At 40.9% G+C, this 26,512-nt stretch carries 15 protein-coding genes; 7 read left to right on the forward strand and 8 right to left on the reverse strand.

What is annotated here, in order from left to right; translation table 11 throughout:
* Positions 1-13 precede the first annotated feature (13 nt).
* The 3 genes from EZ456_RS15310 to EZ456_RS15320 form a co-directional block, all read right to left on the reverse strand.
* Entirely contained in the window at positions 14-3,022 is a 3,009-nt protein-coding gene (locus EZ456_RS15310) for a SusC/RagA family TonB-linked outer membrane protein (protein WP_131531561.1), read from the reverse strand.
* Between the two features lie 320 nt (positions 3,023-3,342).
* Positions 3,343-4,047, reverse strand: a complete 705-nt coding sequence (locus EZ456_RS15315) for a response regulator transcription factor (RefSeq protein WP_131531563.1) — start codon at positions 4,045-4,047, stop codon at positions 3,343-3,345.
* Between the two features lie 11 nt (positions 4,048-4,058).
* Positions 4,059-5,492, reverse strand: coding sequence for a sensor histidine kinase (locus EZ456_RS15320; RefSeq protein ID WP_131531565.1), 1,434 nt, complete (start codon positions 5,490-5,492; stop codon positions 4,059-4,061).
* A 236-nt stretch (positions 5,493-5,728) separates the two neighbouring features.
* Here EZ456_RS15320 and EZ456_RS15325 point away from each other — a divergent pair, with 236 nt between their 5' ends.
* From EZ456_RS15325 to EZ456_RS15350, 6 genes are all read left to right on the forward strand, one after another.
* On the forward strand, positions 5,729-7,138 hold the full coding sequence (locus EZ456_RS15325; RefSeq protein WP_131531567.1) for an alpha-L-fucosidase: 1,410 nt from the start codon (positions 5,729-5,731) through the stop codon (positions 7,136-7,138).
* Positions 7,139-7,303: 165 nt separating this feature from the next.
* Positions 7,304-10,546: a SusC/RagA family TonB-linked outer membrane protein gene (locus EZ456_RS15330; protein ID WP_131531569.1), complete on the forward strand. Its 3,243-nt coding sequence runs from the start codon at positions 7,304-7,306 to the stop codon at positions 10,544-10,546.
* 11 nt (positions 10,547-10,557) lie between these two features.
* On the forward strand, positions 10,558-12,483 hold the full coding sequence (locus EZ456_RS15335) for a RagB/SusD family nutrient uptake outer membrane protein (RefSeq protein WP_131531571.1): 1,926 nt from the start codon (positions 10,558-10,560) through the stop codon (positions 12,481-12,483).
* A gap of 14 nt (positions 12,484-12,497) precedes the next feature.
* Positions 12,498-13,766, forward strand: a complete 1,269-nt coding sequence (locus EZ456_RS15340; RefSeq protein WP_131531573.1) for a DUF5000 domain-containing lipoprotein — start codon at positions 12,498-12,500, stop codon at positions 13,764-13,766.
* 11 nt (positions 13,767-13,777) lie between these two features.
* A complete protein-coding gene (locus EZ456_RS15345; protein WP_131531575.1) occupies positions 13,778-14,986 on the forward strand; it encodes a DUF4998 domain-containing protein in 1,209 nt (402 codons plus the stop codon).
* 34 nt (positions 14,987-15,020) lie between these two features.
* The gene (locus tag EZ456_RS15350; protein ID WP_131531577.1) at positions 15,021-15,962 is read left to right on the forward strand and encodes a hypothetical protein; all 942 of its coding nucleotides are present in this window, start codon (positions 15,021-15,023) and stop codon (positions 15,960-15,962) included.
* Positions 15,963-16,588: 626 nt separating this feature from the next.
* On the opposite strand, the gene EZ456_RS15355 is transcribed toward EZ456_RS15350, so the two are convergent.
* Positions 16,589-17,407, reverse strand: coding sequence for an alpha/beta fold hydrolase (locus EZ456_RS15355; RefSeq protein WP_131531578.1), 819 nt, complete (start codon positions 17,405-17,407; stop codon positions 16,589-16,591).
* A gap of 482 nt (positions 17,408-17,889) precedes the next feature.
* Here EZ456_RS15355 and EZ456_RS15360 point away from each other — a divergent pair, with 482 nt between their 5' ends.
* Entirely contained in the window at positions 17,890-19,518 is a 1,629-nt protein-coding gene (locus tag EZ456_RS15360) for a Na+/H+ antiporter (protein WP_131531580.1), read from the forward strand.
* A gap of 110 nt (positions 19,519-19,628) precedes the next feature.
* Here EZ456_RS15360 and EZ456_RS25345 read toward each other — a convergent pair whose 3' ends face one another.
* The 4 genes from EZ456_RS25345 to EZ456_RS15380 all read right to left on the reverse strand — a co-directional run bounded on the left by EZ456_RS25345 (position 19,629) and on the right by EZ456_RS15380 (position 26,512).
* The gene (locus tag EZ456_RS25345; protein WP_131531582.1) at positions 19,629-19,862 is read right to left on the reverse strand and encodes a hypothetical protein; all 234 of its coding nucleotides are present in this window, start codon (positions 19,860-19,862) and stop codon (positions 19,629-19,631) included.
* A gap of 249 nt (positions 19,863-20,111) precedes the next feature.
* The gene (locus EZ456_RS15370; RefSeq protein WP_205945106.1) at positions 20,112-22,064 is read right to left on the reverse strand and encodes a sigma 54-interacting response regulator; all 1,953 of its coding nucleotides are present in this window, start codon (positions 22,062-22,064) and stop codon (positions 20,112-20,114) included.
* Positions 22,065-22,234: 170 nt separating this feature from the next.
* A complete protein-coding gene (locus EZ456_RS25560; protein WP_131531586.1) occupies positions 22,235-24,151 on the reverse strand; it encodes a sigma 54-interacting transcriptional regulator in 1,917 nt (638 codons plus the stop codon).
* Between the two features lie 6 nt (positions 24,152-24,157).
* Positions 24,158-26,512, reverse strand: a complete 2,355-nt coding sequence (locus EZ456_RS15380) for a tetratricopeptide repeat-containing sensor histidine kinase (protein ID WP_131531588.1) — start codon at positions 26,510-26,512, stop codon at positions 24,158-24,160.

Consider the following 26,512-nt stretch of genomic DNA (forward strand, 5'->3'; position numbering starts at 1 on the left):
TTTATGTATTGGCCTATAATGTTAATTTTAAACTGAAATCTACCGAGCGGGATGTTGGGGTCGAGAAAGAATAAATTCCCTGAGATCCGTTTGAAGAACCAAAAGAACTTACTTCCGGATCTCCACCGGTAAAGTGTGGTGCATATATCCATAAATTTCTGCCCGTAACCTGGAAACCAATGGTTTTAAAAGGTGTTTTTTGCAGCCATGTTGGTTTTAGGTTATAGCCTATGCTAACGTTTCTCAACTTTACATAAGTACCATCCTGGATAACCGATTCCAATACACCATTGGCCCGCTGGTAATAGGCCTGTCCTGAAACAGACACCGTATTGGGTAAACCTGTAGTCGCATTTACACCCTCAACAACACGTGGGCCACGGTCTTCGGTAACCTTTGGCGTGCCGTAGAAATAGCCATAGCCATCAACATTGTTCTGGATATCGCCTCCCTTTTTCATGTCAAAAGAGAAACTCATGGTGAACTGCTTATATCTTAGGTTATTAACAATTCCTGCCATCCAATCAGGGTTAATATCACCAATTATGCCCTGTTCGTCTGCAGCAAATGGCAGCCCATCATTACCGATCAGCAGTTTTCCTTCACTGTTCCTGGCGTATCGGGTACCATAAATTACCCCATAAGGCTGATCTACAAAAATAAAGGTAAAGCCATTGCCAACCTGCTTCAGGTCCTTGTAGATCGAAAGTACTTTATTTCTGATCCTGCTATAATTCAGGGTCAGATCCCAGCTAAAATCCTCAGTTTTTATAGGTTTCGCATTTAAAAGCAGCTCTATACCCCTGTTACGCATCGATGCGGTATTTACACTGGTCGCGTTAAACCCGGTTGATGGTGCCAGCGCTACATTAGGAATAATCCCGTTTTTTGTCTTTTTATCGAAATAGGTAACCTCCAGGCTTAAACGGTTTTTAAAGAAACCTGTTTCTAAACCTACCTCAAATTCGTTGATCCGCTCATTTTTTAGGTTTGGATCGCTTAAGGTTTGACTGATCAAAAAGCCCGACTGCCCCTGATAGGGAAAGGCAATGTTTCTTACCGTCTGTGATTCGTACGGCGTAAGCAGGTTATATGGCCCGATGCTGGCATTCCCCACGGTACTATAAGATAATCTTAATTTTCCAAAGCTCATGATATCAGAAAGTTCCCTCGAAAAGAAATTAGAAAAGATAAAACTCGTAGCAGCAGAACCATAAGGATAAAAACTGTTGTTTTTGGCCAGTACCGAAGTGCCGTCGTACCTTCCGGTAAGGGAGAGGATTAAGAACTTTTTATAATCGATATTAGACTGTAAATAGAATCCTATTTTTCTGCTCAGATAACTTGTTTCGGTAAATTGTACGGTTGATGTAGATCCGATGTTATCAAATCCCGGAACGGTTATGCCCAGGCCGTTGGCATTGGCAGTTTCACTATAGGTTGATAGTATGTTGTTGCCCAATAGTGCATCGAAGGTAAAATCGCCAAAACTTTTGTTTGCACCGATGATCAGGTCATTATTATATTGCCTGAAATTGCTGTTTCTGTTTACAATCCGGCCATTAGGGTTTGAAACCGAGAGTAACGATTCGCGGTATTTGCCCTGTTCAACATAAACATCAGCACCAAAACGTTCTGTTATGGTTAGCCAGCTCAATACTTTGTAATCAGCATTAAAAGTCGGTAAAAACCTGTTTACTACAGAAGTATTGCTGATATTATCTAATACCCAATATGGGTTGTTCCTTGAAAAACGGAACAGCCTTTGCGTTCCATCCGGATTTACGGCTGGCTCCAGATTATAGGAGACTGGTGCAGTAAAAATAGTCCATACAGGGCTTTCAAGAGCATATCCTTCAGGTAGCCTGGTGTTTTTTGTATTGGCATAGTTGAGTGAAAAAGTAATATTGAGATCCTTTAAAACCTGGGTGCTGAATTTTCCAAAAACGGTATTCCGGTCAAACGATGTAGTGGGTACTGTGCCTTCCTGGGAAAGGTTGGTATAGGAAAGAAAATAGGAGTTGTATGCTCCGCCACCATTTAATCCAATGGTATTGGTATATGTTTTACCTGTTTTGAAAAATAAGTCAGACTGATTATATACCTGTGCCGGCTGTCCGTTTATTTTCAGGGTGTCCATCTTTGCTCCCCACGATGTACTTGTTTTTTGGGTAAGCCCATCAAAATACACACCATTAGATCCCAATGAATATTTATCCTGAATTTCGGGCAAAAGTGGTTTCTCCAGAGATAACGACGATGAAAAACTCAAGGAAGGCTTTTTGTTCTGGCTTCCTGCTTTGGTTGTAATAATAATTACTCCTTTTGCACCATCAGACCCATAAAGTGCTGTTGCCGCTCCTCCTTTGAGTACATTGATGCTCTCAATGATATTAGGGTCGAGATCGGCAATTCTATTTGTTCCGGGGCCAGAATTCAGGTTTCCGGTTTCATCATTGTTCACTGGGATACCATCAATAACCATTAAGGCTTCGTTGTTTCCGTAAAGGGAATTGGCTCCCCTGATCACAATCCTTGACGAACTGCCCGGAGTACCCGAAGAACTTGTAATCTGAACACCCGAAACCTTACCGGCCAGGGCATTTACCAAGTTCGGCTCTTTGGTTTGGGTTAATTGCTCACCTTTTACCTCTTGAGAACTATAAGTGAGGTTACGTTTTTCACGCTTTACACCTAGTGCAGTTACCACAATTTCGTTTAGGCTTTGCTGGTCGTCCTTAAGCACAATCACCAGGTTGTTTTGTCCTGTATAGGCGAGCGCTCTGGTCTGGAAACCAATACCGCTAAATACAAGCACTGATGGATTTGCGCCTTTGATCGAGAAATTCCCCTGCGAATCTGTAGAGGAACCGAGGGATGTACCCTTAATCTTTACAGAAATACCCGGTAAAGCTGCCCCGCTTTCATCTGTAATTTTGCCGTTTATGGGCACCGTTTGCGCATGGATCTGCAAAAAACAGAGCATGACTATGGCTAGAAAAGCAATTTTGAGTTTGATCATGATTTTGTTCAGTTATTAGTCAGATCAAATTTAGTTGTCTTTTAATGTATGTAGATCGATGATTTTATCATGTATTAACCGTAAATTAACAGGAATGTTACATGTAGGGAGAAATGATATGCTGTTATAGTGAGTGAGGCTAAACTGATGTGTATCATTATATATCAAAGGTTTTACCTTATATAACAAACATATAGCGTAAACTACTAGTTGATAATGATTGGAAATTTAATAGGAGATATCAAGGAAGAAAGCAGTCGCACCGATACTGATTGTAAAGATCAAACCTCATTTATCCCGCAATTGCTAATTGATCTCCATTATTTAACCTTTAAAATGTATCCTAATCCATATACATTTTCTATACTAACCTGTTCTGAAACCTTAAAGAGCCTGCGTAGCCTTGAAATGAACACTTCAAGGCTTTTTCCATTAAAATAATCGTCATTTCCCCATAGTGCTAATAAAATATCCTTTTTTTTAACAACCTGATTAATATTGCCTGCCAAATGGTCTAATACTTCAGATTCCCTTACAGTGAGTGAAACCTCTTTATTATCGGGCATTAGCACAAAAAGCTGGTCTTTTTTGTACCTGATATCGCCAATATTGATAAATCCCAGGCTGGATCCTGATGGGGTCTTTGGCGTGCTGGAAAACTTATTGATGATATTTCCTATCCTTAACACTAATTCTTCGATTTCGAATGGCTTTGATATATAGTCTATTGCACCGATCTTGAGGCCCCGAAGGCGGTCTTGTTTTTCATTATGTGCGGTAAGGAAGAAAAAAGGCTGGTTAGTATTTATCTTTACCATCTCAGTGGCCAGATCAAAACCGTTCATGTCTGGTAACTGCACATCAATAATCACCAGCTTGTTATCGAGTCGGTTTGAGCCATAATAATCCAATGCTTCTGTGGCAGCCTTAAACCAAAGTACGCTAAAGCCCCTTAATTTCAGGTATTCCGAAATCACGTTGCCCAGGTCTATTTCATCTTCAATTATTACGATATCATAAAGCATAATTTTTTGGATTAATGATTTATACTGTCCGCCCTTTGCCCGGCAGGAATGTGCACCAGAAATTCTGTTCCTTTTCCCAATGCTGTTCTTACGCTAATTTCCCAGCCATGAATATCCAGACATTGTTTAACATAATATAGCCCGAGCCCCAGGCCCGAAACCGTATTGTCTTTGCCCGCACGGAAAAACTTATCGAATATTTTTTCCTTTATGGCCTCTTCAACTCCCTTTCCATTATCTTTAATATGTAGGATGTAACCGCCATTGTGCGCCGTAATAAAGAGTACCGTCATTTTTACATCACTATGGTTGTGTTTAAAGGAATTATCCAGGATATTCTGTAACATGGTAGTAAACACAAAAGGATCCATCATGATTAGTATTTCAGAACCATGAGGATCAAAGGTGAGGCTATCTGGTGCCTGGACTTTTATTTTATAATCGTTAACCAGGGTAAGCACTTCATAATTAAGGTCTGTTTCCTCTAAATTAATATTGTTGTTGATTTCCGAAATCTCCAGCATTTGATTGATGTGGGAGTGGAGTCTTCTGGCCTGCCTTTCTACAATATGCACAAGCGCATTTACGCGATTTCTGTCGTTGAGCACTTCATCTTCATGCAAACTTTTGCTTGCCACCAATATCGTAGTAATCGGTGTGTTAAATTCATGCTTAATGCTGTTCAGGAAATCAGATTTAATGTCGGTTTCCTTTTTCTGCCGCATCCAGCTGATATAAGTATAATAATTAATGCCAACAATAATGATAATACAAAGTGCAACGAGCGAAAATGTCGGGAGCATTTGATAAGCCACTTTTAAAGTACGGCCAGGAGGATCGACAAAAAGATTAAAGGTAATTCTAAAATCGTAAACCAGCTTACCACTAACCGAAAGGTTGGTTACCCTGTTTTGAATAGTTGGATTGGTCAGTGTACCATCAATGATCACACCATAAGGCGTTTTTTGGTCTGCCTTAAACTGGGTATCGGTCTTACTGTCGAATATGGTGATATTCCCGATTTTGGTGTCAAAATTTACTTCTATTTGCTGGAAGGTGAGCAGGTATTGAAGGTTAGCGTCCAGCCCGTTTCTTTTTACAATGGAGCGAAAAACACTGTCCATCGAACTTTCCTTTTGCAGCTCCGTTAGCAGCGTATCGCTCACGCGTTGCGAAAGTTTGTTAAATGCTGTCCTGTTAGTCAGGTAAGTTTGTTTAAGCGCCGGCATATTTCTGGAGAGGACTGAATCGATGATTTTTCCACCCCCGCTAAAAACCTTATCATCCGATATACTGCGTCCATATTCATCGTTTATCAGCGTTTTTTCCTTTAAACTATAATCTCTGTCTCTCAGTACATACGAATTATAAGTTAATCTGAGCTGTACCAGGAGCAAGATCAGAAAACTGACCAACACCACGGACTTATATATGCGATCTTTCATTTTATCCCTTAAAAATAGGCCTATTATTTCATAAATACCCTAACGTTAAGCTTTTGTTAGGTTTCTGTTACGGTTTCGTTCGACAAATTTCGTCTATCTCAGATGTAGTTTTGAATATTGAAAAATAAATGGTGCCGTTTAACCGGATTTTTCTTGATTGAAAGAGATTGACAAAAATCTGTACCGCAATCATTATTCAACAACTAACACAGATACATAAACCAAAAAGAAGAAAAATGACCTTTAAAAGGATTTTATCATTATTACTTATTGTCTCGGGAACAATATCTATTTACCCGGTAATGGCCCAGCAAAAATCAGCCAATAAACCTTTGCCTGAACTTCAACAGGATTTTGTTGATCTTGGCCTGGGTATGTTCATTCATTATGGCATGCCTACCTTTATGGATCAGGACTGGTCTGATCCTGATGCAGATCTTTCGTTGTTTCAATCGCCGAAGCTCGATGCAGATCAATGGGCAAAAGCAGCAAAGTCTGCTAACATGACTTATGGCTGTTTAACAACCAAACACCACAGTGGATTTCCAATCTGGAATACCAAAACCACCGCATATAATGTAATGAATACGCCACTAAAACGCGATGTGGTGAAAGAATACGCTGATGCATTTCGTAAGAATGGTTTAAAGGTAATGTTATATTATTCTATATTGGATACCCACCATGGCATTCGTCCAAACCAGATTACTCCGGAGCGTGTAAAGATGATTAAAGATCAGATTACCGAACTGTTGACCAATTATGGTGAGATCACCGCCTTAATTATCGATGGATGGGATGCACCATGGTCGAGGATTTCTTATGATCAGGTACCTTTTGAAGATATTTATTATTTAATTAAATCATTACAGCCAAATTGTTTGGTAATGGATCTGAATGCGGCTAAATACCCTACACAGGCGCTGTTCTACACTGATATCAAATCTTACGAGCAAGGTGCCGGCCAGTTTATTTCGAAGGAAAATAATAAGCTTCCCGCACTCGCATGTCTTCCATTGCAGGCCAACTGGTTCTGGAAAACATCTTTTCCAACTACTCCTGTAAAAAATGTAACTGAGCTGGTTAACAAGTTTATCATTCCTTATAATGGCGCATATTGCAATTTTATATTGAATGTAGCCCCGGGCAAAAATGGCCTGATTGATGATAACGCGTTAGCGGCACTTAAAGAAATGGGGCAGATTTATAAGAAGCCTGCAGCTCTTCCACGCATACCAGCGCATCCGGCTCCGATCATTTCTAGCAATATTGCGAAGCACATTAAGAGCAACAGTAGCTGGGGCGATGATATGAACATTATGGATTTTGCCAATGATGATGATTTTGGTTCGAGCTGGTCTTCAAATCACACCGTAAAATCGCCATGGTATGAGCTGAACTTCGAAAAGGCTGTTCCGTGCAACATGGTTGTGCTAACTGCAGGTAATAACCGAAAAGCCACTTATAGCTTCCAATATTATGCAAATGGCAAATGGAACGCTTTAGCGGCAAAAAATGAGGGCGAAAAAAAGGTGAGCATTTTTAGGTTCGAGCGCATCTGGTGCGAGAAGATTAAGGTAAGCATTAGCGATTTTGATAGCGCGCCTGCAATTGCAGAGCTGGGCGTGTTCAACGAAAGAAGGTAATAAAATAAAACATTTAGCCGGATCATATGCTGACCCGGCTAATTTGTTTAAGCGCTTTTCCCTTGTCTCGGTTTTATTTGAGCTAAGGGAATACTGTACTGATCAATCTAACTAATCTGATCAATATTTTTTTGAAATAAATCAACACTTAACCAACCAAACTTTATGAACCAAAATTTTACTGATAGGATAAGGCGTTTGCCTTATTGTGGGAACATATGGATACTGCTCTCGGTATTCAGTACCTGTTTGCTGTTCCTGGGCAGCCCCACTTTTGCGCAGCAGGGCGCAACAATCAAGATTACCGGAACCGTTAAAGATTCTCTTGGTTTAGGTATACCCGGGGTTAGCCTTCAGGTAAAAGGGCAGAGTGCTATGGGGACTATTACCGATGGCGATGGTAAATTTTCCCTGAATGCTACGGCTAAATCAACCGTGGTAGTCTCATCTGTAGGTTTCAGGCAAACTACTTTTATTGCTGATCCACTAAAACTCAAGGTAGACCTGATACTACATTCAGATGATAACAATCTTTCTGATGTAGTGGTTACTGCTTTTGGAAAAAAAGAGCGAAGAGAAGCCATGGTAGGATCGGTTACCAGTATCACACCTTCAAAACTGAAAATCCCATCAAGCAATTTAACCAATGCCCTGGCCGGACAGATTGCCGGGGTAGTGGCCTACCAACGGAGCGGCCAGCCCGGATTGGATAATTCTACGTTTTTTATCCGCGGGGTAACCACATTTGGCTACAAGCAAGATCCATTAATTTTGGTGGATAACGTGGAACTCACGCCAACTGATTTGGCAAGGTTGCAGGTTGATGACATCGCGAGTTTCTCGATATTAAAAGATGCCAGTGCAACTGCTTTATATGGTGCCAGGGGTGCCAATGGGGTAATTTTAGTGACCACCAAAGAAGGTGTAGAAGGCAATGCGAAGGTAAATGTACGTTTTGAAAACTCCATTTCACAGTCTACTCAAAACCTCGAAATTGCCGATCCCATTACCTTTATGAAGATGTACAATGAGGCGCTAACCACAAGGAATCCTTTAGCGGTGCCCAGGTTTAGCCAAAATGATATTTACAACCGCGAGCAGACCTTGAGTGGTGCGCCAGGAAGCAACAAGTATGTTTATCCTGCCGTAAACTGGATAGATGAACTTTTTAAAACCAGCACCAACAACCAACGGTTGAACGGGAGTGTAAGCGGTGGCGGTAAGATTGCAAGATACTATATCGGTACATCTTACAACCGCGATAATGGGATACTAAAAGTGAGCCCGGTAAATAACTTCAACAATAATGTAAAGCTCGAAAATTATCAGCTCCGCTCCAATGTCAACATCAATGTTACGCCTACCACCGAGGTGGTACTGAGGCTGTCGGGTACTTTTGATGAGTACAACGGACCAATTACCGACGACGGTTCTTTTTCTGCCGATCTTTATAAAAAGGCACTACATACCAGCCCGGTACTGTTTCCTGCATTTTACCCTGCCGATCCATCGCTGGGTATAGATACACACATTCTTTTTGGAAATAGCTCAACAGAGGGTACTGGAAATACCGTGGGTTTTTCCAATCCTTATGCAGACATGATGAAAGGATATAAATCCTTCTCCAGGTCAAGAATGTCGGCACAGTTAGAGTTGAACCAGGACCTGAAGTTCTTAACAAAGGGTTTGACCTTTAAAGGACTTTTTAACACCAACAGATATTCCTATTTCGACCTGACCAGGCAATATTCTCCGTTTTTTTACAATGTAGCATCCTATGATAGGATCAGCAATCAATATAGCCTCAACTGGATCAATAACCAGCCTGGCCAGGCCTCAGAATACCTGAGTTTCGAACCAGGATTTAAGGATATCAATACTTTTGTTTACATGCAGGCGGTTGTAGATTACTCGAGGCAAATCGGTAGTAAACATAACATCAGCAGTACCTTAATTGCAACCAGGCAACAGCGTTTATATGCCAATGCCATCGATCCGGCTACCAATTTATCCAGCCTTCAATATTCGCTTCCTTACCGCAACGTAGGCCTTTCAGGAAGGTTAGGCTACTCGTATGATAACCGGTATTTTGCTGAATTTAATTTTGGTTATAACGGATCGGAGCGTTTTGCCGAGAAAAACAGGTTTGGTTTCTTTCCTACCATTGGGGGCTCATGGGTAATCTCTAATGAAAAATTCTGGGATGGTGGGCTAGCACATACCGTGAATAAGCTTAAACTGCGTGCAAGTTACGGTCTGGTGGGTAACGATGCCATTGGTGCACAACGTTTCTTCTACCTGTCGAATGTGAACCTGAATGGTGGTAATCCGGCTTATTTCGGGCAAAGCAATAGCGTTAGCAGACCAGGTGTTAGCATCACCAATTATGCCAATGATGCGGTTACCTGGGAAACTTCCAGACAGACCAATATTGGATTGGAGATCAGCTTATTTAAAAGCCTGAATATTATAGCTGAGGTATATAAACAACACCGTTACAACATCTTGATGCAACGTGCCTCGATTCCTTCGAGTATGGGTTTAGAATCGGGCGTGAGCGCAAACTTAGGTACTGCAGATTCGAGGGGAATAGATTTTTCTGCCGATTATAGTAAAACATTTAGGGGCGGATTTTGGATGTCGGGCAGGATGAATTTTACCTTTTCACAAAATAAATACGGACAATACGAACAGCCAGCCTACAAAGAGCCATGGCGGATACTCTCCGGACAGAAAATCGGGGTAAGATGGGGCTATATTGCCGAACGTCTTTTTGTTGATGACCAGGAAGCCGCTGCTTCTCCAACACAGCTTTTTGGTGCCGGAGCATCTGCACCAAAGGGAGGAGATATAAAATATACCGATGTAAACAATGATGGAAAGATCACTGAAGCTGATCAGGTTTTTATTGGTCTGCCGTCTACCCCTGAAATTGTTTATGGCGCAGGTTTATCAATGGGATTCAAAAAGATCGATCTTTCACTCTTTTTCCAGGGGGTAGGTCGCACGAGTTTCTTTATCGATCCATCACAGGTTAGTCCATTTTTAGCTAACAGGCAGGTACTTCAGCCCTTTGCCGATAGCCATTGGACGGAAGAAAACCAGGATCTGTACGCCAAATACCCACGTTTGGGAACCACTTCTTCAGAAATCAGCAACAACCTCCAAACCAGTTCATGGTGGATGCGTGATGGTGCTTTCATCAGGCTGAAGTCGATAGAAATTGGCTATACTTTCCCTGATAAGTTATCGAAAAAAGCATTTCTGTCTAACTGCAGGATCTATTTCAATGCCTTAAACCCACTCACCTGGAGCAGGTTTAAAGACTGGGATCCGGAGCTGGCCTCAAATGGCTTCAGCTATCCGATCCAGAAAGTGTATAACATCGGAATAAATGTAAACCTCTAAGCAGATTTGTAATGAAATTGAACTTAAAACTCATCATACTCCTTGCAGTGATTTCGGGCATGACCCTTTCCTGTAAGAAATACCTGGATGTAACGCCAGATAATGTGGCCACCATCGATTATGCTTTTAGAAACAGGAATGAGGCCGAAAATTACCTTTTTACCTGTTACTCTACCATACAGAACATGGGGCCATCCAATGGCGATGCTGCTTTTACCACCTCTGGAGAGATTTATTTTCCAAATACCTTAACAGAGGCCACATTGGGGAATAGGGAGGCAGAGCAAGGCTTCCACCTGATCAGGGGCGTACAAACGACTGATAACCCTTCTTTAAATTATTGGGATGGGGAACAGCTTGGTCAGCCTATTTTTAAAGCCATCAGAAGATGTAATATTTTCCTGGAGAATATCGACCGTCCGAAAGATTTGCCGCAGTTTGAACGCAACCGCTGGATTGCAGAGGTGAAGTTTCTTAAGGCTTATTACCATTTTTATTTATTAAGAATGTATGGTCCAATCCCGCTGATTAAGCAGAATTTAGCGATAGATGCCGGCACAGATGAAGTAAGGGTAAAACGCGAACCTGTTGATGCTGCATTTACCTATATCGTATCGTTATTGGATGAAGCCACTCCCGATCTTCCACGTACCATTCAGGATCCAGCCCGTAGCCTGGGCCGAATTACGCAGAATATTGCGCTATCGGTTAAAGCAGAAGTGCTTACCACGCAGGCGAGTCCATTTTTTAACGGAAATCCTGATTATACCGGATTTAAGGATAAAGATGGTACGAATCTATTTCCTGCCGCATTTAGTGCAGAAAAGTGGAACAAAGCGATGCTGGCCTGCCAGGCAGCGATAAAATCATGCGAAGAAAGTAACCTTTCCCTTTACCATTTTACCTCTCCCGGAAATCTTCCTACTATACCTGCACCATTAAAAACGGTGATGGATATCAGGCAGAGCATTACTGAGAACTGGGAGAAAAATGCTGAGGTAATCTGGGCGCTTAACCCTGAATTCGGACTACAATCTATGGCTATGCCGAGGCTTACCAATGCCATGGTGCAGAACATGGGCGGTGCACCTGGCAATTTTGCTGTACCCATTGGTATGGCCGAGCTATTTTATTCTAAAAATGGGGTTCCGATTACTGAAGATGCTGGCTACGATTATAGAGGACGTTATACTGTTGCTGCAGCGGGTACAGAAAGTAAATATTATTTAAAAACCGGTTACCAAACCATTAAAATGCACATGGATCGGGAGCCACGGTTTTATGCCGATTTATCATTCGATGGAAGCTGCTTTTTTGGCAATGGTCAAACCGATCCGGAAAACATGCTCTATGTGCAGGCTCGTGGCGGAACTTCCCTTGCTGGTCCGAAAGATAATATTAGGGTTAATGTATCAGGCTACTGGCCGAGCAAACTGGTAAACTACCAATCGGTATTTGGTACAGAGGTTACCCAGTCGAGTTTCAGGATGCCGCTAATCAGGCTTGCAGGACTTTATCTTCTTTATGCAGAAACGCTGAATGAAGTAAACGGGCCTACAGCAGATGTTTATACTTATATCGATAAAGTGCGTACGCGTGCAGGTTTAAAAGGAGTCAAGGAGTCCTGGACATCTTATTCTACAAATCCTGGTAAGGCATCGAGTAAAGATGGCCTCAGGGCAATTATTCAACAGGAACGCCGCATTGAGCTTTGTTTTGAAGGAAGAATAGGCTGGGATTTAAGAAGATGGAAAGTGATGCAGGATGTACTGAGCAAGCCGCTTCAGGGCTGGAATATCCAGGATACTACTCCCGAAGGATATTACCGTCAGCGTAACCTGGTAATCCCGGTATTTGGCTTAAAAGATTATTTATGGCCACTTAAATACAACGACCTGATCGTAAATCCGAACCTGGTTCAAAATCCTTATTGGTAAACTTTAAACATACGATGATGAAAATTAGATCAAAAATATATAACAGGCTTTGCAGCTTGCAGTTTCTTGTGCTGTTGCTCGTGGCCTGCTCGCTTTATTCCTGTAAGGAAAGTGAAGGTTTTAATGAGGTGGTATCTAAAGATATGACAAAGCCCGGAGCACTTACCGGAGTAAAAGTAGAAAACCTGGCTGGCGCAGCAGTAATTTCTTACGTGCTTCCCAATTCAGAAAACCTGCTTTATGTACAGGCAGAATACAGGATCAATTCGCGCACGGTAAGACAGTCGAAATCTTCTTATTATAGCGATACAATCAGGGTAGAAGGCTTTGAAAAGAGTGGAGATTACGACGTTACGCTTTATGCCGTATCTCGTGCAAATGTAAAAAGTGATCCCGTTCAGGTACGAGTTCGTCCGGCAACGCCTTCTTATTTAGCGGTTTATCCAACTGTGCAAATCCAGGCAGATTTTGGTGGAGTGAATGTAACGGCCAGCAATCCTGCTAAAAAACCAATCGGGGTAATTGTAATCTCGAATGATAAAACCACAGGAAAAATGCTGCCGATTGAACAGTTTTATACTGAAGCCGAGCACATTAACTTCAGTGTACGGGGATTTGATACGCTAAAAAGAGATTTTGGAGTGTATGTGACCGATAGATGGGGAAATATCTCTGATACGCTATATAAGTCCATTAGTCCGATTTTCGAAATTATGGTGCCAAAAGCACAGTTTAGTGAATACAGATTGCCTTCTGATTCTCCATTGGGTGCTACAGGTTTGGGTTGGAATACGACAAGACTTTGGGATAATAATACTAACGATCCGGGGTGGCACACAGAAGCAGGCTACGGTAAGCCCCTACAACTCTGTACCTTCGATATGGGTGTACTCACCAAGCTCAGTCGTTACAAACTATGGGAAAGGGGAGAAGCCTACGGAAACGACTATTCTTATAACCATGGCAATCCTAAAGCCTGGACGCTTTGGGGATCGGCTAAATCTGCTCCGGCAGATATCGAATTACCGGTAACATCGGCAAAAGGAACTGTAGTGGGCGACTGGATCAACCTGGGGAATTTTAACTGTCCGCCGCCTCCTTCTGGTAATTCTCCCGGACAAACCACTCCGGCAGATCTTGCCGCGGTTAAAGCCGGATTTGAATTTAACATCGCCCTTGATATTCCGAAGGTGAGGTTTATCAGGCTGGCCGTAAACTCTACCTGGGGAAATGCAGATTTTGCCCACGTAATGGAATTATCTTTCTGGGGAAACACCAACTAAAATTAAAAAAGATGACAACTAAACATATAAACAGCATTTTATTGGTTTTTATGGCCATTGCAGTGCTTTGTGGCTGTAGTAAGGATGCACTTGATTACAGAAAATATCTCGATGGAAAAGAACGGATCTATCCAGGTTTTCCTGGTAAGGTTGCGGCTGCACCAGGCAATTATAGGGTAAAACTATACTGGAAAGCCAGCCCAGACCCGAGTGTAACCCGCTACAAAATATTCTGGAACAATTCTGCAGATTCTTTGGAAATGGCCGCACCAGACCGTTCAGTTACTGATGTATCGGTAGTTATCCCCAAACTGGTGGAGTATAACTATTCTTTTACCATTTATTCTTATGATAAGGCCGGCAATAAATCTGTGCCTGTTCAGATCAGTAATGTAAAAATTTATGGCGATAGCTATAAATCCAGTTTAACCAATAGGTTTCTGGTATCAGCAAGTCCTTATGTATTGGATGATAATGGCATCACCCTTAATTTTGAGCGCCCGGATACCATCAATATTGCAACAGAAATACGCTACACCTATAAGGATGGAACGATCCATAAAAGCGCGTTAGGTCCTGATGCAAATTCGATCAGGCTGGCCGACTACAAATCTGGAACAAAGATTTATTTCAAGTCAGCCTATGTGCCTGTAAAATCGGCAATTGATACCTTTTATACTGCAGATTTTGATTCGTTGAGCAATATTATGGTGCCGGTAGATAAATCGTTATTCCGCCCGCTTAAATTGGCAAATGATGTAGGCACTTATGTGAGTGAAACCTCTTTATCAAAACTCTGGAACGGCAATAAAGCCCCAACCGAGTATCCGGATATTTTCCATAGCGACGATAAGTCACCACTTCCTCATCACTTCACTTTTGACATGGGAAAACGGGTATCAAACCTTGCACAGTTCGAAATCATCGGGCGCGAATGCTGTAATAACCCTACCCAATTTGAAATCTGGGGAATCGCAGACCTAACAGGTGCTGAAACGCTCTCACCAGGCAATTCTGCCGGATGGACAGCAGAATCGAAAGGAAGAGGATGGACGCTGCTCAAAACAGTAGAACGCTCAGACGATGGATCGGCGCCATTTAAAGTTACGCTTCCAGAGGGCTTGCCAGCCATGAGGTACATCCGCATCCGGGTAATCAAAGTGGCCAGTGGCAATGCTAATTACAGCAATATCAGTGAAATATCATTCTGGAATAAATAGGTTTTCTCCAGCACAATGGAGGAATAATAAAATTATGCATAAAACTAAAACAATCATTTATTTACTAGTCCCAATTTTTTTATTGGGACTAGTTTCAAGGTCCAACGCGCAGATTAAGGATCAGTCTAACAAGACGACAAACACTCCTGATTCCGTTTGGAAGGAACATTGGTTTGAACATCAGGAAGAACTGAAATTAGTAGAAAGCAATGCAGATGTGGCTGTTTTTTATGATAAAAATATGCCGCGTAGTGTTAAATGGCCTGTTGCTGTGATGGCAGATTGCTGGGCTTATGTTAAGCGTAATTATGGGAATTTCGGCTCAGATCCGAAACTGTATGTGATCCTGCACTGCGCAATGGGTAAGGATTATGGGGGTGGTCATCCATCGCCCTTTTTTGATGCCAGCCACGATTACCGGAATGTGATCGATTGTGGTTTAGCGCAATGGGACAAGCCAACCGGAGAGCAGATTGGCATGCCGATCCATGAAATGGGGCACATTGTAACCAGCGCAAGCCACGGTGCTAAAGGCTCTCCTTCGGATGTACTATGGGGCGACAGCAAGTTTATGGAGATCTTTAATTATGATGTGCTCAGGAACATAGGCATGAAAAATGAAGCCGACAAAGTGTTTACGCAAATGCAAACCCAGTACGATGACTTTCCCCGATCTGGTACACAATGGTTTAAAAACTGGTTTTTTCCTATTTACAGTAAGTATGGCGAAGGAAAAGTGCTCAACAGGTATTTCGAACTCCTGGCCTTAAACTTCCCGAAGAATAAAAACAACCGTTTTGGAAGAGATCTCAACTTCGGTGAGTTTGTACACTTTTGGAGTGGTGCAGCAGGAGTTGATTTAAAAGATACAGCAGAAAAGGCTTTTGGTTGGCCAGTTGAATATGATCTTCAGTTTAAACAGGCGCAAAAGGATTTTCCGAAACTGAATTATAAAACTGAAGGCGCTGCTAGATAAGAGGCGCATTTAATAAAAATATTCCAGCTTACAAGCGTTAGCTCTGAGTAAGGTTATGGCTTGAGTGGATAAGATACCCGGTGAGGACCGGTCATAATTCAGCTTTGAGGAGATTCGATTCTTTTCAAAACTGATTTTAGTTTGGTCAAAACATAGGTTGTGGCGGATACCCAACCTATGTTTTATCTTTTAGCTAAACGCAAGCGTCAAACTAATCTTTATAAATCCACTCCAAAGTTTTATCAAGAACCAAGCTCTATCAATAACAGATTCCAAAGAACGGTCGTCATTCCCAACTTGATTGGGAATCTTAATGCTTTAGCTAGATTTGCATGGTACTTTAAGATTCCCGCCTGCGCGAGAATGACGCCCGATTTTTAATAATTTGTCATCCTGAGCTTGTCGAAGGAATTATTTGAATACAATTGCTGCATTCCAACAAGCTCAAAGTGAGAAATTCCAAAGAACGGTCGTCATTTCCAACTTGATTGGGGATCTTAATGCTTTAGCTAGATTTGCATGGTGCTTTAAGATTCCCGCCTGCGCGGGAATGACGATCTATCTTCAAAAAAGCCATTATTTTCATGCATTCCAACAAGCTCAATGTGACAGATTAGTTTAGCTATTTATGCTTTAATAAATGCCAAAATATCTTTATTAATCGTATCTGCTTCGGTAGTTGGCATACCATGAGGGAAACCTGGATAAGAAATCAATTTCCCATTCGGTAAAAGTTTTGCCGCTCTTGGTGCCTGGTTAAAAGGAACGATCTGATCGTCTTCGCCATGTAATACCAATACCGGAATTTCTACGCTTTTTAAGTCTTCAGTAAAATCTGATTCCGAAAATGCCTTTATGCCCTCATAATGTGCTAATACAGAACCCATCATGCCCTGGCGCCACCAGTTATGTTTTATGCCTTCCTGAACTTTTTTGCCATCTCGGTTCCAGCCATAAAATGCTACAGGGAAATCGTAGAAATATTGTGCCCTGGTAAAGCCAGTACCCTGACGGATTTCATCAAATATTGCCATTGGCACACCTTCTGGATTACTTTCATTTTGGATCATAATTGGCGTTACTGCACTGATCAATACTGCTTTGGCAACGCGGCCTTTGCCATGTTTCGCAACGTAACGGATCACTTCACCACCACCAGTTGAGTGGCCAATGTGAATGGCGTCTTTCAAATCAAGTGCTGCTGTTAGTTCGGCAATGTCGGCTACATAAGTGTCCATATCATTACCATTTGCGCTTTGACCTGAGCGGCCATGTCCACGGCGATCATGTGCAATCACCCGGTATCCCTGTTGTAAGAAAAACATCATTTGTGTGTCCCAGTCATCTCCAGATAATGGCCATCCGTGATGAAAAACGATTGGTTGTCCTGTTCCCCAATCTTTGTAATAAATTTCAGTTCCGTCTTTTACTTTAATAGTACTCATAGCTTTTTTATTAGATTAATTTTAATTTTTTAAAGCAGTTTTTGCGAATCACTCAAAACTAATAATTGATGTTGAGGTGATTACTCAACTGTATGTTAAGTTTCGTGCTGACTTATTACAATTTATGATCCATTTTGTTAAGTAGTTGAATTGTAGTTGTTTAGTATTTGTTTTTTAATTATTCTTTTGCGTTATTTCGTTAATTTACGTTAGTTATTTGGTAGAATCGATTTTTGCTGAATGATTTTTGATTATGCTTTATTGGTAAGATGATCGTATTGATTATAACAACAATCTGGAGCAGTAGTTTCAGTGCCTTATAATATTATCATTTATTGTTTGTCTAGCCGATTTCAATAATGATTTTAGGTAAAATCACGTTATTTCGTTAGTTATTTTGTTTAAACAAGAACCCTTTAAAGCTCAAATAACTGGTTATTTGTTGATTATATTTGTGGTTTATCCTTTGTTGAGAAAAAGCCATGCATTATACCCTTCTTCAGTTCCTTATTTTACTTTCAGTAGCTTTCCTGTTAATCATGCTGGCACAAAAGGTAAAAATTTCCTATCCCATATTTTTAGTGCTGGCAGGTTTGGGAATAAGTTATATCCCAGGTATTCCGGCCATGTCGATCGATCCTGAAGTAATCTTTCTAATTTTTTTGCCCCCCTTACTTTATGAGGCCGCCTGGTATACTTCGTGGAACGATTTCTGGCGCTGGCGCAGACCAATCAGTTTGCTGGCGTTTGGTTTGGTCATCATCACTTCCGTTGCTGTTGCGTTTTTGAGTTCCTCCATGATTCCTGGTTTTACGCTTGCCATGGGCTTTCTGTTGGGTGGAATTGTATCTCCTCCTGATGCCATTGCAGCAACCTCGGTACTTAAAAACATTAAGATTCCGAAACGCATCACAACGATATTAGAAGGTGAAAGTTTGGTTAATGATGCATCCAGTTTAATTGTGCTCCGTTTTGCACTGGCAGCAGTAATTACGGGGCAATTTTCATTTTCAACTGCAGCAGGCGATTTTTTCTTAAGCACTACGATGGGAATTGTAATCGGTTTGGCGGTGGCACACGTACTATACCTTATCCATCGCTTTTTACCCACTACACCAAGTATCGATGCGGCAATCACGCTGATTTCACCATATTTTATGTATCTCGCTGCAGAGCAGTTCCATTATTCGGGGGTAATGGCCGTAGTTAGCGGCGGTTTATTTTTATCTTATCGATCGCACGAGATTTTTGCAGACGGACAAAGCAGGTTGCAAGCCATCAATGTTTGGGCAACATTAACCATAATTCTTAATGCTTTTGTGTTTATTTTAATCGGATTAGAATTACCCATCATTATGGCAGGTTTAGAAGGTTATTCCCTTTGGGAAGCCTGTAGTTATGGGTTAATCATCAGTGCGCTGGTTATTTTGCTGCGCATTGCTTGGATTTATCCCGTGGCTTTTATTCCAAGGTGGCTATCTGCTAAAGTAAGAAGAACTGAAGCGCATCCCGGTTGGAAAGGTCCATTAATAATCGGTTGGGCCGGAATGCGGGGGGTAGTTTCTTTAGCTGCAGCACTTTCATTACCGCTTACCTCTGCCGCTCATATTAATTTTCCGCACCGTAACCTCATCATCTTTATCACATTTGTGGTTATTTTGGTCACTTTGGTTTTTCAGGGCCTTACTTTGCCTTACCTCATAAAGGCGATTAATATTGCTGAAATTGATTCCTTGGTACCCGATGAGCAGCAAGAGGCCAGTATTAAACTAAGGCTATTAAAGGTTTCATTAAATCGTTTAGAAGAAAAGTATATTGAAGAGACTGATGGTATTGCTTTGGTGAAGGGGTTGAGGAATGAACTCGAAAACAGTTTAAACCATGCATCCAGAAGATTGGAATCGATGGAGTGCGAAGCGATTGAAAATGCCGAAATGGAAGTGTACAATCATATTTTAAAAGATATTTATCATGTACAGAGGCAAGAACTCCACAAGATCCGTAAAGAAAAGCAATTTAGTGATGAAGTGATTAGGAAACAGGAAATGCAGATTGACTTATCAGATACTAAAATTCCACATACCAAAATGGCACTGAAAGGTAATGGTTAAGTAGGTTGTGTATCAGTAGGTGTTGGAGCGAGTATGATTTAAGTCGAGAGAGATTTTTCGAAATAGTTCAAAGATCTCTCCACTGCGGTCGAGATGACGATACCTCAAGCTTATTTTTGCCACTCCAATATTTTTCTGAGAAACTGACCTCTACCATTAACGTTATTTGGTAATCGTTTGTTAGTTAGGTCTGTATTGTTTGTACATTTCCACCCAGCTAGGCCACAGCACCGTATCTTCGTTCTACTTAAATCCGGCCTAACAAATTTTTCGGGCTCCACTGACCCCGCCAACCCACTTGCTTCGAAAGAAAAATTTTCAGCCGGTGTTTTTTGTTTTTTCATGTGTCTTTATGTTTTTAATGGCATTCAAGCTAGCTTCGCTGGTCTTTTTGACAGCAAAAAGAAAGAGCCCATCGGCGGCGGCGGATCTGTACCGATTTCACATCGGTAGCCGAGGCAAGGATGAGCCAAAGGGCAAAAAAATAATCAACTATATAAGTCATTCACATTGATTTTTTATCCAATAAATTACCCAGGGTAAAAAATCACAAAGTTTAATCGACTCTGGACTACCGACTTCGGACTAACTGCCTATTTAACAAATTCAAACTTTATCCCTAGTTTTTTAATTTTCGAGTTTAATGTGGTTGAAGGGATATTCAGGATTTCAGCCGCCCCACCTGGCCCAAATATCTTGCCTTTGCACATTTTCAAAATGTTCAAGATATGCTCCCTTTCCATTTCTTCCATGGTTTTAATTTTGAAGTGATCTTCACCAGTGAAGCCAGTAGCGGATGCCGAATGGGGAAGATCAATTTTAGTGATCGTTTCTCCTTCGGTTAACAACATAGTCCTTTCAACTAAGTGTTCCAGTTCCCTGATATTTCCCGGCCAGTCGTACTCTTGTAATTCTTGAAGTGCTTCTGCAGAAATCCCGGTTACCCCAGAGGATCCTTTTCTGCCGTATTTAGAGATGAAAAAGGCTACCAGTGCTGAAATATCTTCTTTGCGCTGCCTTAATGCAGGTAATTCAATAGGAAAAACATTTAAGCGATAATATAAATCCAGTCGGAACCTACCTTCAGATACTTCTTTTTCGAGGTTTCTGTTGGTGGCGGTAATAATCCTGACATTTATCTTTTTGGTATAATTCCCGCCTAAACGCTCAATTTCTTTTTCCTGAAGTACCCTTAATAGTTTTACTTGTGCCTCTAAAGGAAGTTCACCAATCTCATCTAAAAAAATCGACCCACCATCAGCCTGTTCAAACTTGCCAATGCGTTTTTCATTTGCACCCGTAAATGAGCCTTTTTCATGCCCGAAAAGCTCTGATTCTATTAAGGTTAAAGGTAAAGCAGCACAGTTTACGGTAACTAGGGGTTTATTTTTTCGGGGAGATAATTTATGGATGGTTTGGGCAATTTTTTCTTTTCCGGTACCACTTTCGCCCAAAATTAGCACTGAAGTATCATCTGGGGCAACCAGTTCGAGTTTTTTAAAAGCTGCATGCAGCAAGGTACTATTGCCGATAATACCATTAAAATCTTTCGGAATTTCGGGGTTTTCCCTTTCAATGATCGGTTTTTCTAATGTAGGTGAAGTTGGGGCAGGGATTTCCAAAGTAATATCCTTTCCGTAAATAACCTGATCTAAAACCAGCTCCAGACTTTTTTTAAACTGATTAATAACCCCTGAATGAACTTTTGTATATAAATCAGAAAGGTGGTTAAAGAAAACAAACTGGAATTGCTCACCATCTCTTTCAATTTCGGTAACTAGGGCTGATTCTAATGCGTAATGGTCAGAAAGTCTTTGTACCCATGGACTTTCCATCCTCAGTTTTCTAAAATCATATCCATTAAAAATCGATTTTCCGCTATGAACGAGCGCTGTGGTGTTCCATGCTTTAAAATCACGACTGGAAACATTTACTTCCTTCAATAAATTTTCGTTATTGAGCATGTTGAATTTTCCATCAAAAGATCGGATAATATTGATGTCTTTCGTTGTTGACCGGGGATTTGATTTGGTAATCCAGAGGAAATCGAAAGGGACAACAGGATACAGTGCGGCACTTATTTGTTTCAGCCGTTCCGAAATGGATACTTGCTTTTCTGCAATATGTTCAATTTGTTTGTGTATTGGTGGCTCTGTGTGATGGTTATATTTCAGGTTTTGTTCATGTCTGTAGCGGGCAATGTCCAGCATCACCATCAAGTCTTTCTCCCGAAAGGGTTTTACCAAAAAACCGTAGGGCAGGGTTGCTTTTGCTGCTTCTAAAATTCCCTGATTGGTATTTGCGGAAATGTAAATAAATGGAATTCCCATTTCGGTAAGTTGCCCCGCTAAATCAATACCTGTTTTATCGCCCTGTAAAAAGATATCCAACAATATCCAGTCGGGTTCTTTGGTCGCGATTAACTCGAGCGCCTTTACCACTGATGGAGCTATCCCACACACTTTATAGCCTGCTTTTTCGAGCATGATCCTCAGGTCGTTGGCTACAATAAATTCATCTTCTACAATTAAGATTTTCTGTTTCATTTTCAGGCGAGCGTAATATAAAAACCGACAATCAACAAGCGGTTTGAGCAGATTAATGCCATTCTATGCATTCAATTAAAATACCAATAGCTAAGTTTTTGTTTATCAGTATTTTGTGGTGTGTAGATGATTTTTAAATTCATGATATATCGTCGATTTACTAAATATCACTACCGTTTTATATCCAGCTTTTTAATTTTAGAATTCAATGTTGTTGCTGGGATGCCCAGGAGCTCGGCTGCGCCACCACTGCCCGCAACTTTGCCTTTGCAGAGTTCCAAAACCCTGATAATATGATCTCTCTCATTATCGCTAATCGTTTTTATTCCGTTTTGGGAAAGGGGCTCTTCATTTTTAATTCCAAGTTCCAATTGATCTGGATTAAGTTTTCCATTCGATGAAAGTAACACACTCCTCAAAATTACATGTTCCAGTTCCCTGATATTGCCTGGCCAATCATATAACATCAGCCGGTCCATAAAATCAACGGGGATTTCATAAGTGGTTTTACCTACTGCCTTTGCATGTTTCTCAACAAAATATTCAGCCAATAATGGGATATCGGTTTTTCGTCGGCAAAGTGCAGGGACGTGTATTGGGAAAACATTGAGGCGATAAAAAAGATCAAGTCTGAACCTGCCTTTTGCGATCTCTTTCTCCAGATTGAGGTTAGTTGCAGCGATTATTCTTAAATCGACTTTGATAGGTTGTTTTCCACCTATCCGTTCAATTTCTTTCTCCTGCAAAACCCTAAGGAGTTTTGCCTGAAGGTCGAAAGGCATTTCGCCAATTTCATCCAAAAAGATGGTACCGCCGTTGGCTTCTTCAAATTTCCCGATCCGGGTATTAATCGCGCCTGTAAACGCTCCTCTTTCATGACCGAATAGAATAGATTCAATTAAATCAGCGGGTAACGCGGCGCAGTTTACAGCTACAATGGGTTTTGTATTTCGATGCGATAAGCGGTGAATGCTTTTGGCCATTTCCTCTTTTCCGGTTCCACTTTCTCCGGTGATCAATACCGAGGTATCCGTTGGGGCTACAATTTTTATTTTATCCAAAACACTAAGCAAAGCCGTGCTTTTACCGATAATATTTTCGAAATCTTTTTTAGCCAAAGGATAATCACTTTCCTGATGTAAAATGGATTCCGTTCCGGCTTTTTCCAATTCAATAATGTGCGCCAATTTTTTCTCTAAGGTGCCTGATAAAAAATTAAGCAGCTCCATGTGGGTGGGCTGGTAAATGTCTTCAGTTCTGCTGTAGAATGAAAAGCTGATTTGATCGCCATTTTCCAGGTAGAATGTTTTAACCAGGTTGGAATAAAGATGATAAGTATTGGCGATTAAATTTTTCATTGGAGCGGCCTTTTTAACCCCTTTAAAATCATCACCGATATAAATGGCATCGGCTGTGGTTTCTGGCACCAGTTGGTTGATGGTATTGTATTCAGCCCTGCTTAAACCTATATATTTTAAAAACTCATTTACGGTAAATAAGTCGTACTGATCAAAATTTTTTCTGGTAATCCCGATTTCACTATATCGTTTTCCATCTTTTCCGATGCCCGAAAGTGCGATAAAATCAAAAGGAATATAAGGTTGAAAGGCACTTGCGATGCATAAGATTTTCTTTTGCCAGGTTAAGGACTTCATTGAAATATCTACTATAAAATCCTGCATAAAGCGCTCACTGCTCATTTTCATGTTATTGCTGTTTTCCTTACGGTACCTGGCAATATCGATGCTTAATAAAATATCCCGGTCGCGGTAGGGTTTAACAATAAAGCCGTAGGGGCAGGTAGATTTTGCGGCTTCCAGTACTTTCTCATTCGAATTGGCGGAGATATAAATGAAAGGAATCTCACTTTTCATCAAATCGTGCGCCAGGTCAATTCCGGTTAATCTGCCCTTAAGGTAAATATCTAAAAGAACCAGGTCTACCTGGTGTTTTTCCAATAAAACCTGTGCATTTTTAACCGAATCGGCAATGCCAACCACCTGATAGCCGGCACGCTGCAAAATCATCTGCAGATCGTGTGCAACGATAAACTCATCTTCAACAATTAGAATTTTTTCAGTCTTCATCTGTAATTAATCTTGCAACGGCAATAAATCTTCATTTTTGTTCATAAAAGTTAAGCTTAGCGAAACACCATCTTTGCTTTCCATCGTAAAAATACCATCAATTTGGGCACTCAGTCCCTTCATTAAAGTAATGCCCAGTGTGTTGCTCTGCTCGTAATCAAAGTCGGGCGCTAATCCAACACCATTATCTTTGATAAACAGTTGGTAATAATCTTCCTGGCACTCTTTTAAGTTAATGATCACTTTGCCACCATGAATATTAGGAAAAGCATACTTGCAAATATTGGTAATCGCCTCGTTAATAATTAGGCCGAGCGGAACAGCTTTCGAAATATCCAGTTCGAGATTTAAAATGTCCAGTTCAAAAATGATCTTTTTATCGTCGTTAAGGCTTTCCTTCAGATATTCGACCAATTCGACGATATAAGGCTGAATGTTTATGGTAGCCAGATTTTCTGTCTGATAAAGCTTTTGATGGATCAGTGCAATACTCTTCAAACGGTGCTGGCTTTCTTTTATGGCCTCAATTGCCGATAAATCTTCCAGATAATAACTTTGGCTGTTCAGTAAACTCATTGTTAGTTGCAGGTTGTTTTTAACCCGGTGATGTACTTCCTTAATTAAACCTTCTTTCTCCTCAATTAATTTGTTTTTTTGTTGGATATTAATTTCGAGTTCGGCATAAGCGACATCTAATTCTGCTTTTTTCCTGACCAGTGTCTCATGAAGTTTCTTTTTCAACCGGAACCTGCCGTAAATTAGAACAAGCACTATGGTTAAAAAAGCCAGCCCGGCAACAGTTGCATTTTTGATCCATTGAATGCGGTTAAGTTCCTGACTCTGCAGTTGTGATTTCTTCCTGAGAATTTCGTTTTCATTCTCCTTTTGCGAGGCCTGGAATTCAATTTTCAATCGCTCAATGGTGTTTAGATTCTCCTGGCTAAGCATAGAATCTCTAAGCTTATGAAAGGTTTGCAGGTGAATAATTGCTTCCGCCGGACGGTGAGTAGATACATCTATTTTGTATAGGATTTCATTTAACCGGATCTGCCTCGGCAAGGTCATACTGATCTGGTTTTCTCTAGCCTTTTCGGCATACAGCAAAGCCATATTGTAACTGTTCTGAGCGAAATAAAATTCACTTGCAGAGAAGAAAACAGAAGTTTGAAAGGGGTTGGAGTATGTTTTTAAGGTAGCATCGTCTAGCAGTTTATCAAAATATTGTTTAGCCAGATTATACTTTTTTAGCGCCGCATAACACTCTCCAAATGCCAGAAACATAAAATATTGATGCCCACTTGATGGATTACCCACTTCACTCCATGTTTTTTGGAGTATGGATAGCGCTTTTTTAGCTTCACCTAATTTGATCATCTGGCTCGTGATGGCATATGCCGTAATAAACCGGAAAGGGTCTTTTTTGTTCCCACCATTAAGCGTTTTACTGTACCATGCTATACTTTCTTTGGCTTTGCCCATGGCCTCGTATGCAGAACCCACTCGGTTTAAATAGGTGTCGAGCACTTCCTCATGGCTGCTCTGCGCTATTTTTACGCTCAGTAAAGCACAATTTAAGGCCTTGCTAAGTTCTCCCGTTCGTTCGTAAACCGCCGAAAGTAAATCATAGGCCATTGGGAGGTCGGGGAGTTTAAATTTTTTGTCTAAAGCAATTACCTCTTCAAGCTCTTTTATCGACAAATCAAATTTTTCTTCCTCCAAATGGAAATCGGCCATTGTTTTTAGGAGCGTTGCCTCTCTGTATTTTTCGTCGAAAGAGGTGCCAATTTCTTTATATAGCGCATGCGCGTTGGCGGCCCGATTGTAAAACGTTTTGTTTCTATAATCAGAAACCGTATCAGGAACATGAACATAATACGAATACCATGCGTTAGCCTCAAAATGTTTATTGCCGATTTTTTTTGCAATGGCTATCGCCTTTTCATAGGTAAGTGCCTGCTGCACCCGTAAATGCTTCTTGTTTAAAAAACTGGCATACGCCATTAGTGTGCGAAATTCCCAATTTAAGGATTTAAGTTGCTCACTTAAACGGAGTGCTTTTTGCAGATAAGGCAGTGCCTTTGCTAAGTTTACTTTTTGGTTTTCTTGTTGATTGATGTAATGATTGGCAATTCTGATCAGGTATTTAACCCGGTTGGTATCGGGTTCAGCTTCCGAAAGAAGTTTGTTTAGCCTTTGGAGTGAATCTTTGGGATTTAAGTCGTTCACCTGATTTCTGGCTGAGCTGCTATTGCTCTTAATGAGAATTAAACTAAAAACCCCAAGCACGGCAACGAAAGCCACCATTTTATTGATGTGCTTTATTGTTGAGGCTTTCTTTATTAATCTGTTTAATTCGATCAT

The organism is Pedobacter psychrodurus (assembly GCF_004331735.1).
GTDB lineage: Bacteria > Bacteroidota > Bacteroidia > Sphingobacteriales > Sphingobacteriaceae > Pedobacter > Pedobacter psychrodurus.

Bases quoted from the DNA above. Each gene is read 5' to 3' on its own strand.
- EZ456_RS15310 (WP_131531561.1), bottom strand. From the start codon at position 3,022: ATGATCAAACTCAAAATTGCTTTTCTAGCCATAGTCATGCTCTGTTTT.
- EZ456_RS15315 (WP_131531563.1), bottom strand. From the start codon at position 4,047: ATGCTTTATGATATCGTAATAATTGAAGATGAAATAGACCTGGGCAAC.
- EZ456_RS15320 (WP_131531565.1), bottom strand. From the start codon at position 5,492: ATGAAAGATCGCATATATAAGTCCGTGGTGTTGGTCAGTTTTCTGATC.
- EZ456_RS15325 (WP_131531567.1), top strand. From the start codon at position 5,729: ATGACCTTTAAAAGGATTTTATCATTATTACTTATTGTCTCGGGAACA.
- EZ456_RS15330 (WP_131531569.1), top strand. From the start codon at position 7,304: ATGAACCAAAATTTTACTGATAGGATAAGGCGTTTGCCTTATTGTGGG.
- EZ456_RS15335 (WP_131531571.1), top strand. From the start codon at position 10,558: ATGAAATTGAACTTAAAACTCATCATACTCCTTGCAGTGATTTCGGGC.
- EZ456_RS15340 (WP_131531573.1), top strand. From the start codon at position 12,498: ATGATGAAAATTAGATCAAAAATATATAACAGGCTTTGCAGCTTGCAG.
- EZ456_RS15345 (WP_131531575.1), top strand. From the start codon at position 13,778: ATGACAACTAAACATATAAACAGCATTTTATTGGTTTTTATGGCCATT.
- EZ456_RS15350 (WP_131531577.1), top strand. From the start codon at position 15,021: ATGCATAAAACTAAAACAATCATTTATTTACTAGTCCCAATTTTTTTA.
- EZ456_RS15355 (WP_131531578.1), bottom strand. From the start codon at position 17,407: ATGAGTACTATTAAAGTAAAAGACGGAACTGAAATTTATTACAAAGAT.
- EZ456_RS15360 (WP_131531580.1), top strand. From the start codon at position 17,890: ATGCATTATACCCTTCTTCAGTTCCTTATTTTACTTTCAGTAGCTTTC.
- EZ456_RS25345 (WP_131531582.1), bottom strand. From the start codon at position 19,862: ATGAAAAAACAAAAAACACCGGCTGAAAATTTTTCTTTCGAAGCAAGT.
- EZ456_RS15370 (WP_205945106.1), bottom strand. From the start codon at position 22,064: ATGAAACAGAAAATCTTAATTGTAGAAGATGAATTTATTGTAGCCAAC.
- EZ456_RS25560 (WP_131531586.1), bottom strand. From the start codon at position 24,151: ATGAAGACTGAAAAAATTCTAATTGTTGAAGATGAGTTTATCGTTGCA.
- EZ456_RS15380 (WP_131531588.1), bottom strand. From the start codon at position 26,512: ATGATCGAATTAAACAGATTAATAAAGAAAGCCTCAACAATAAAGCAC.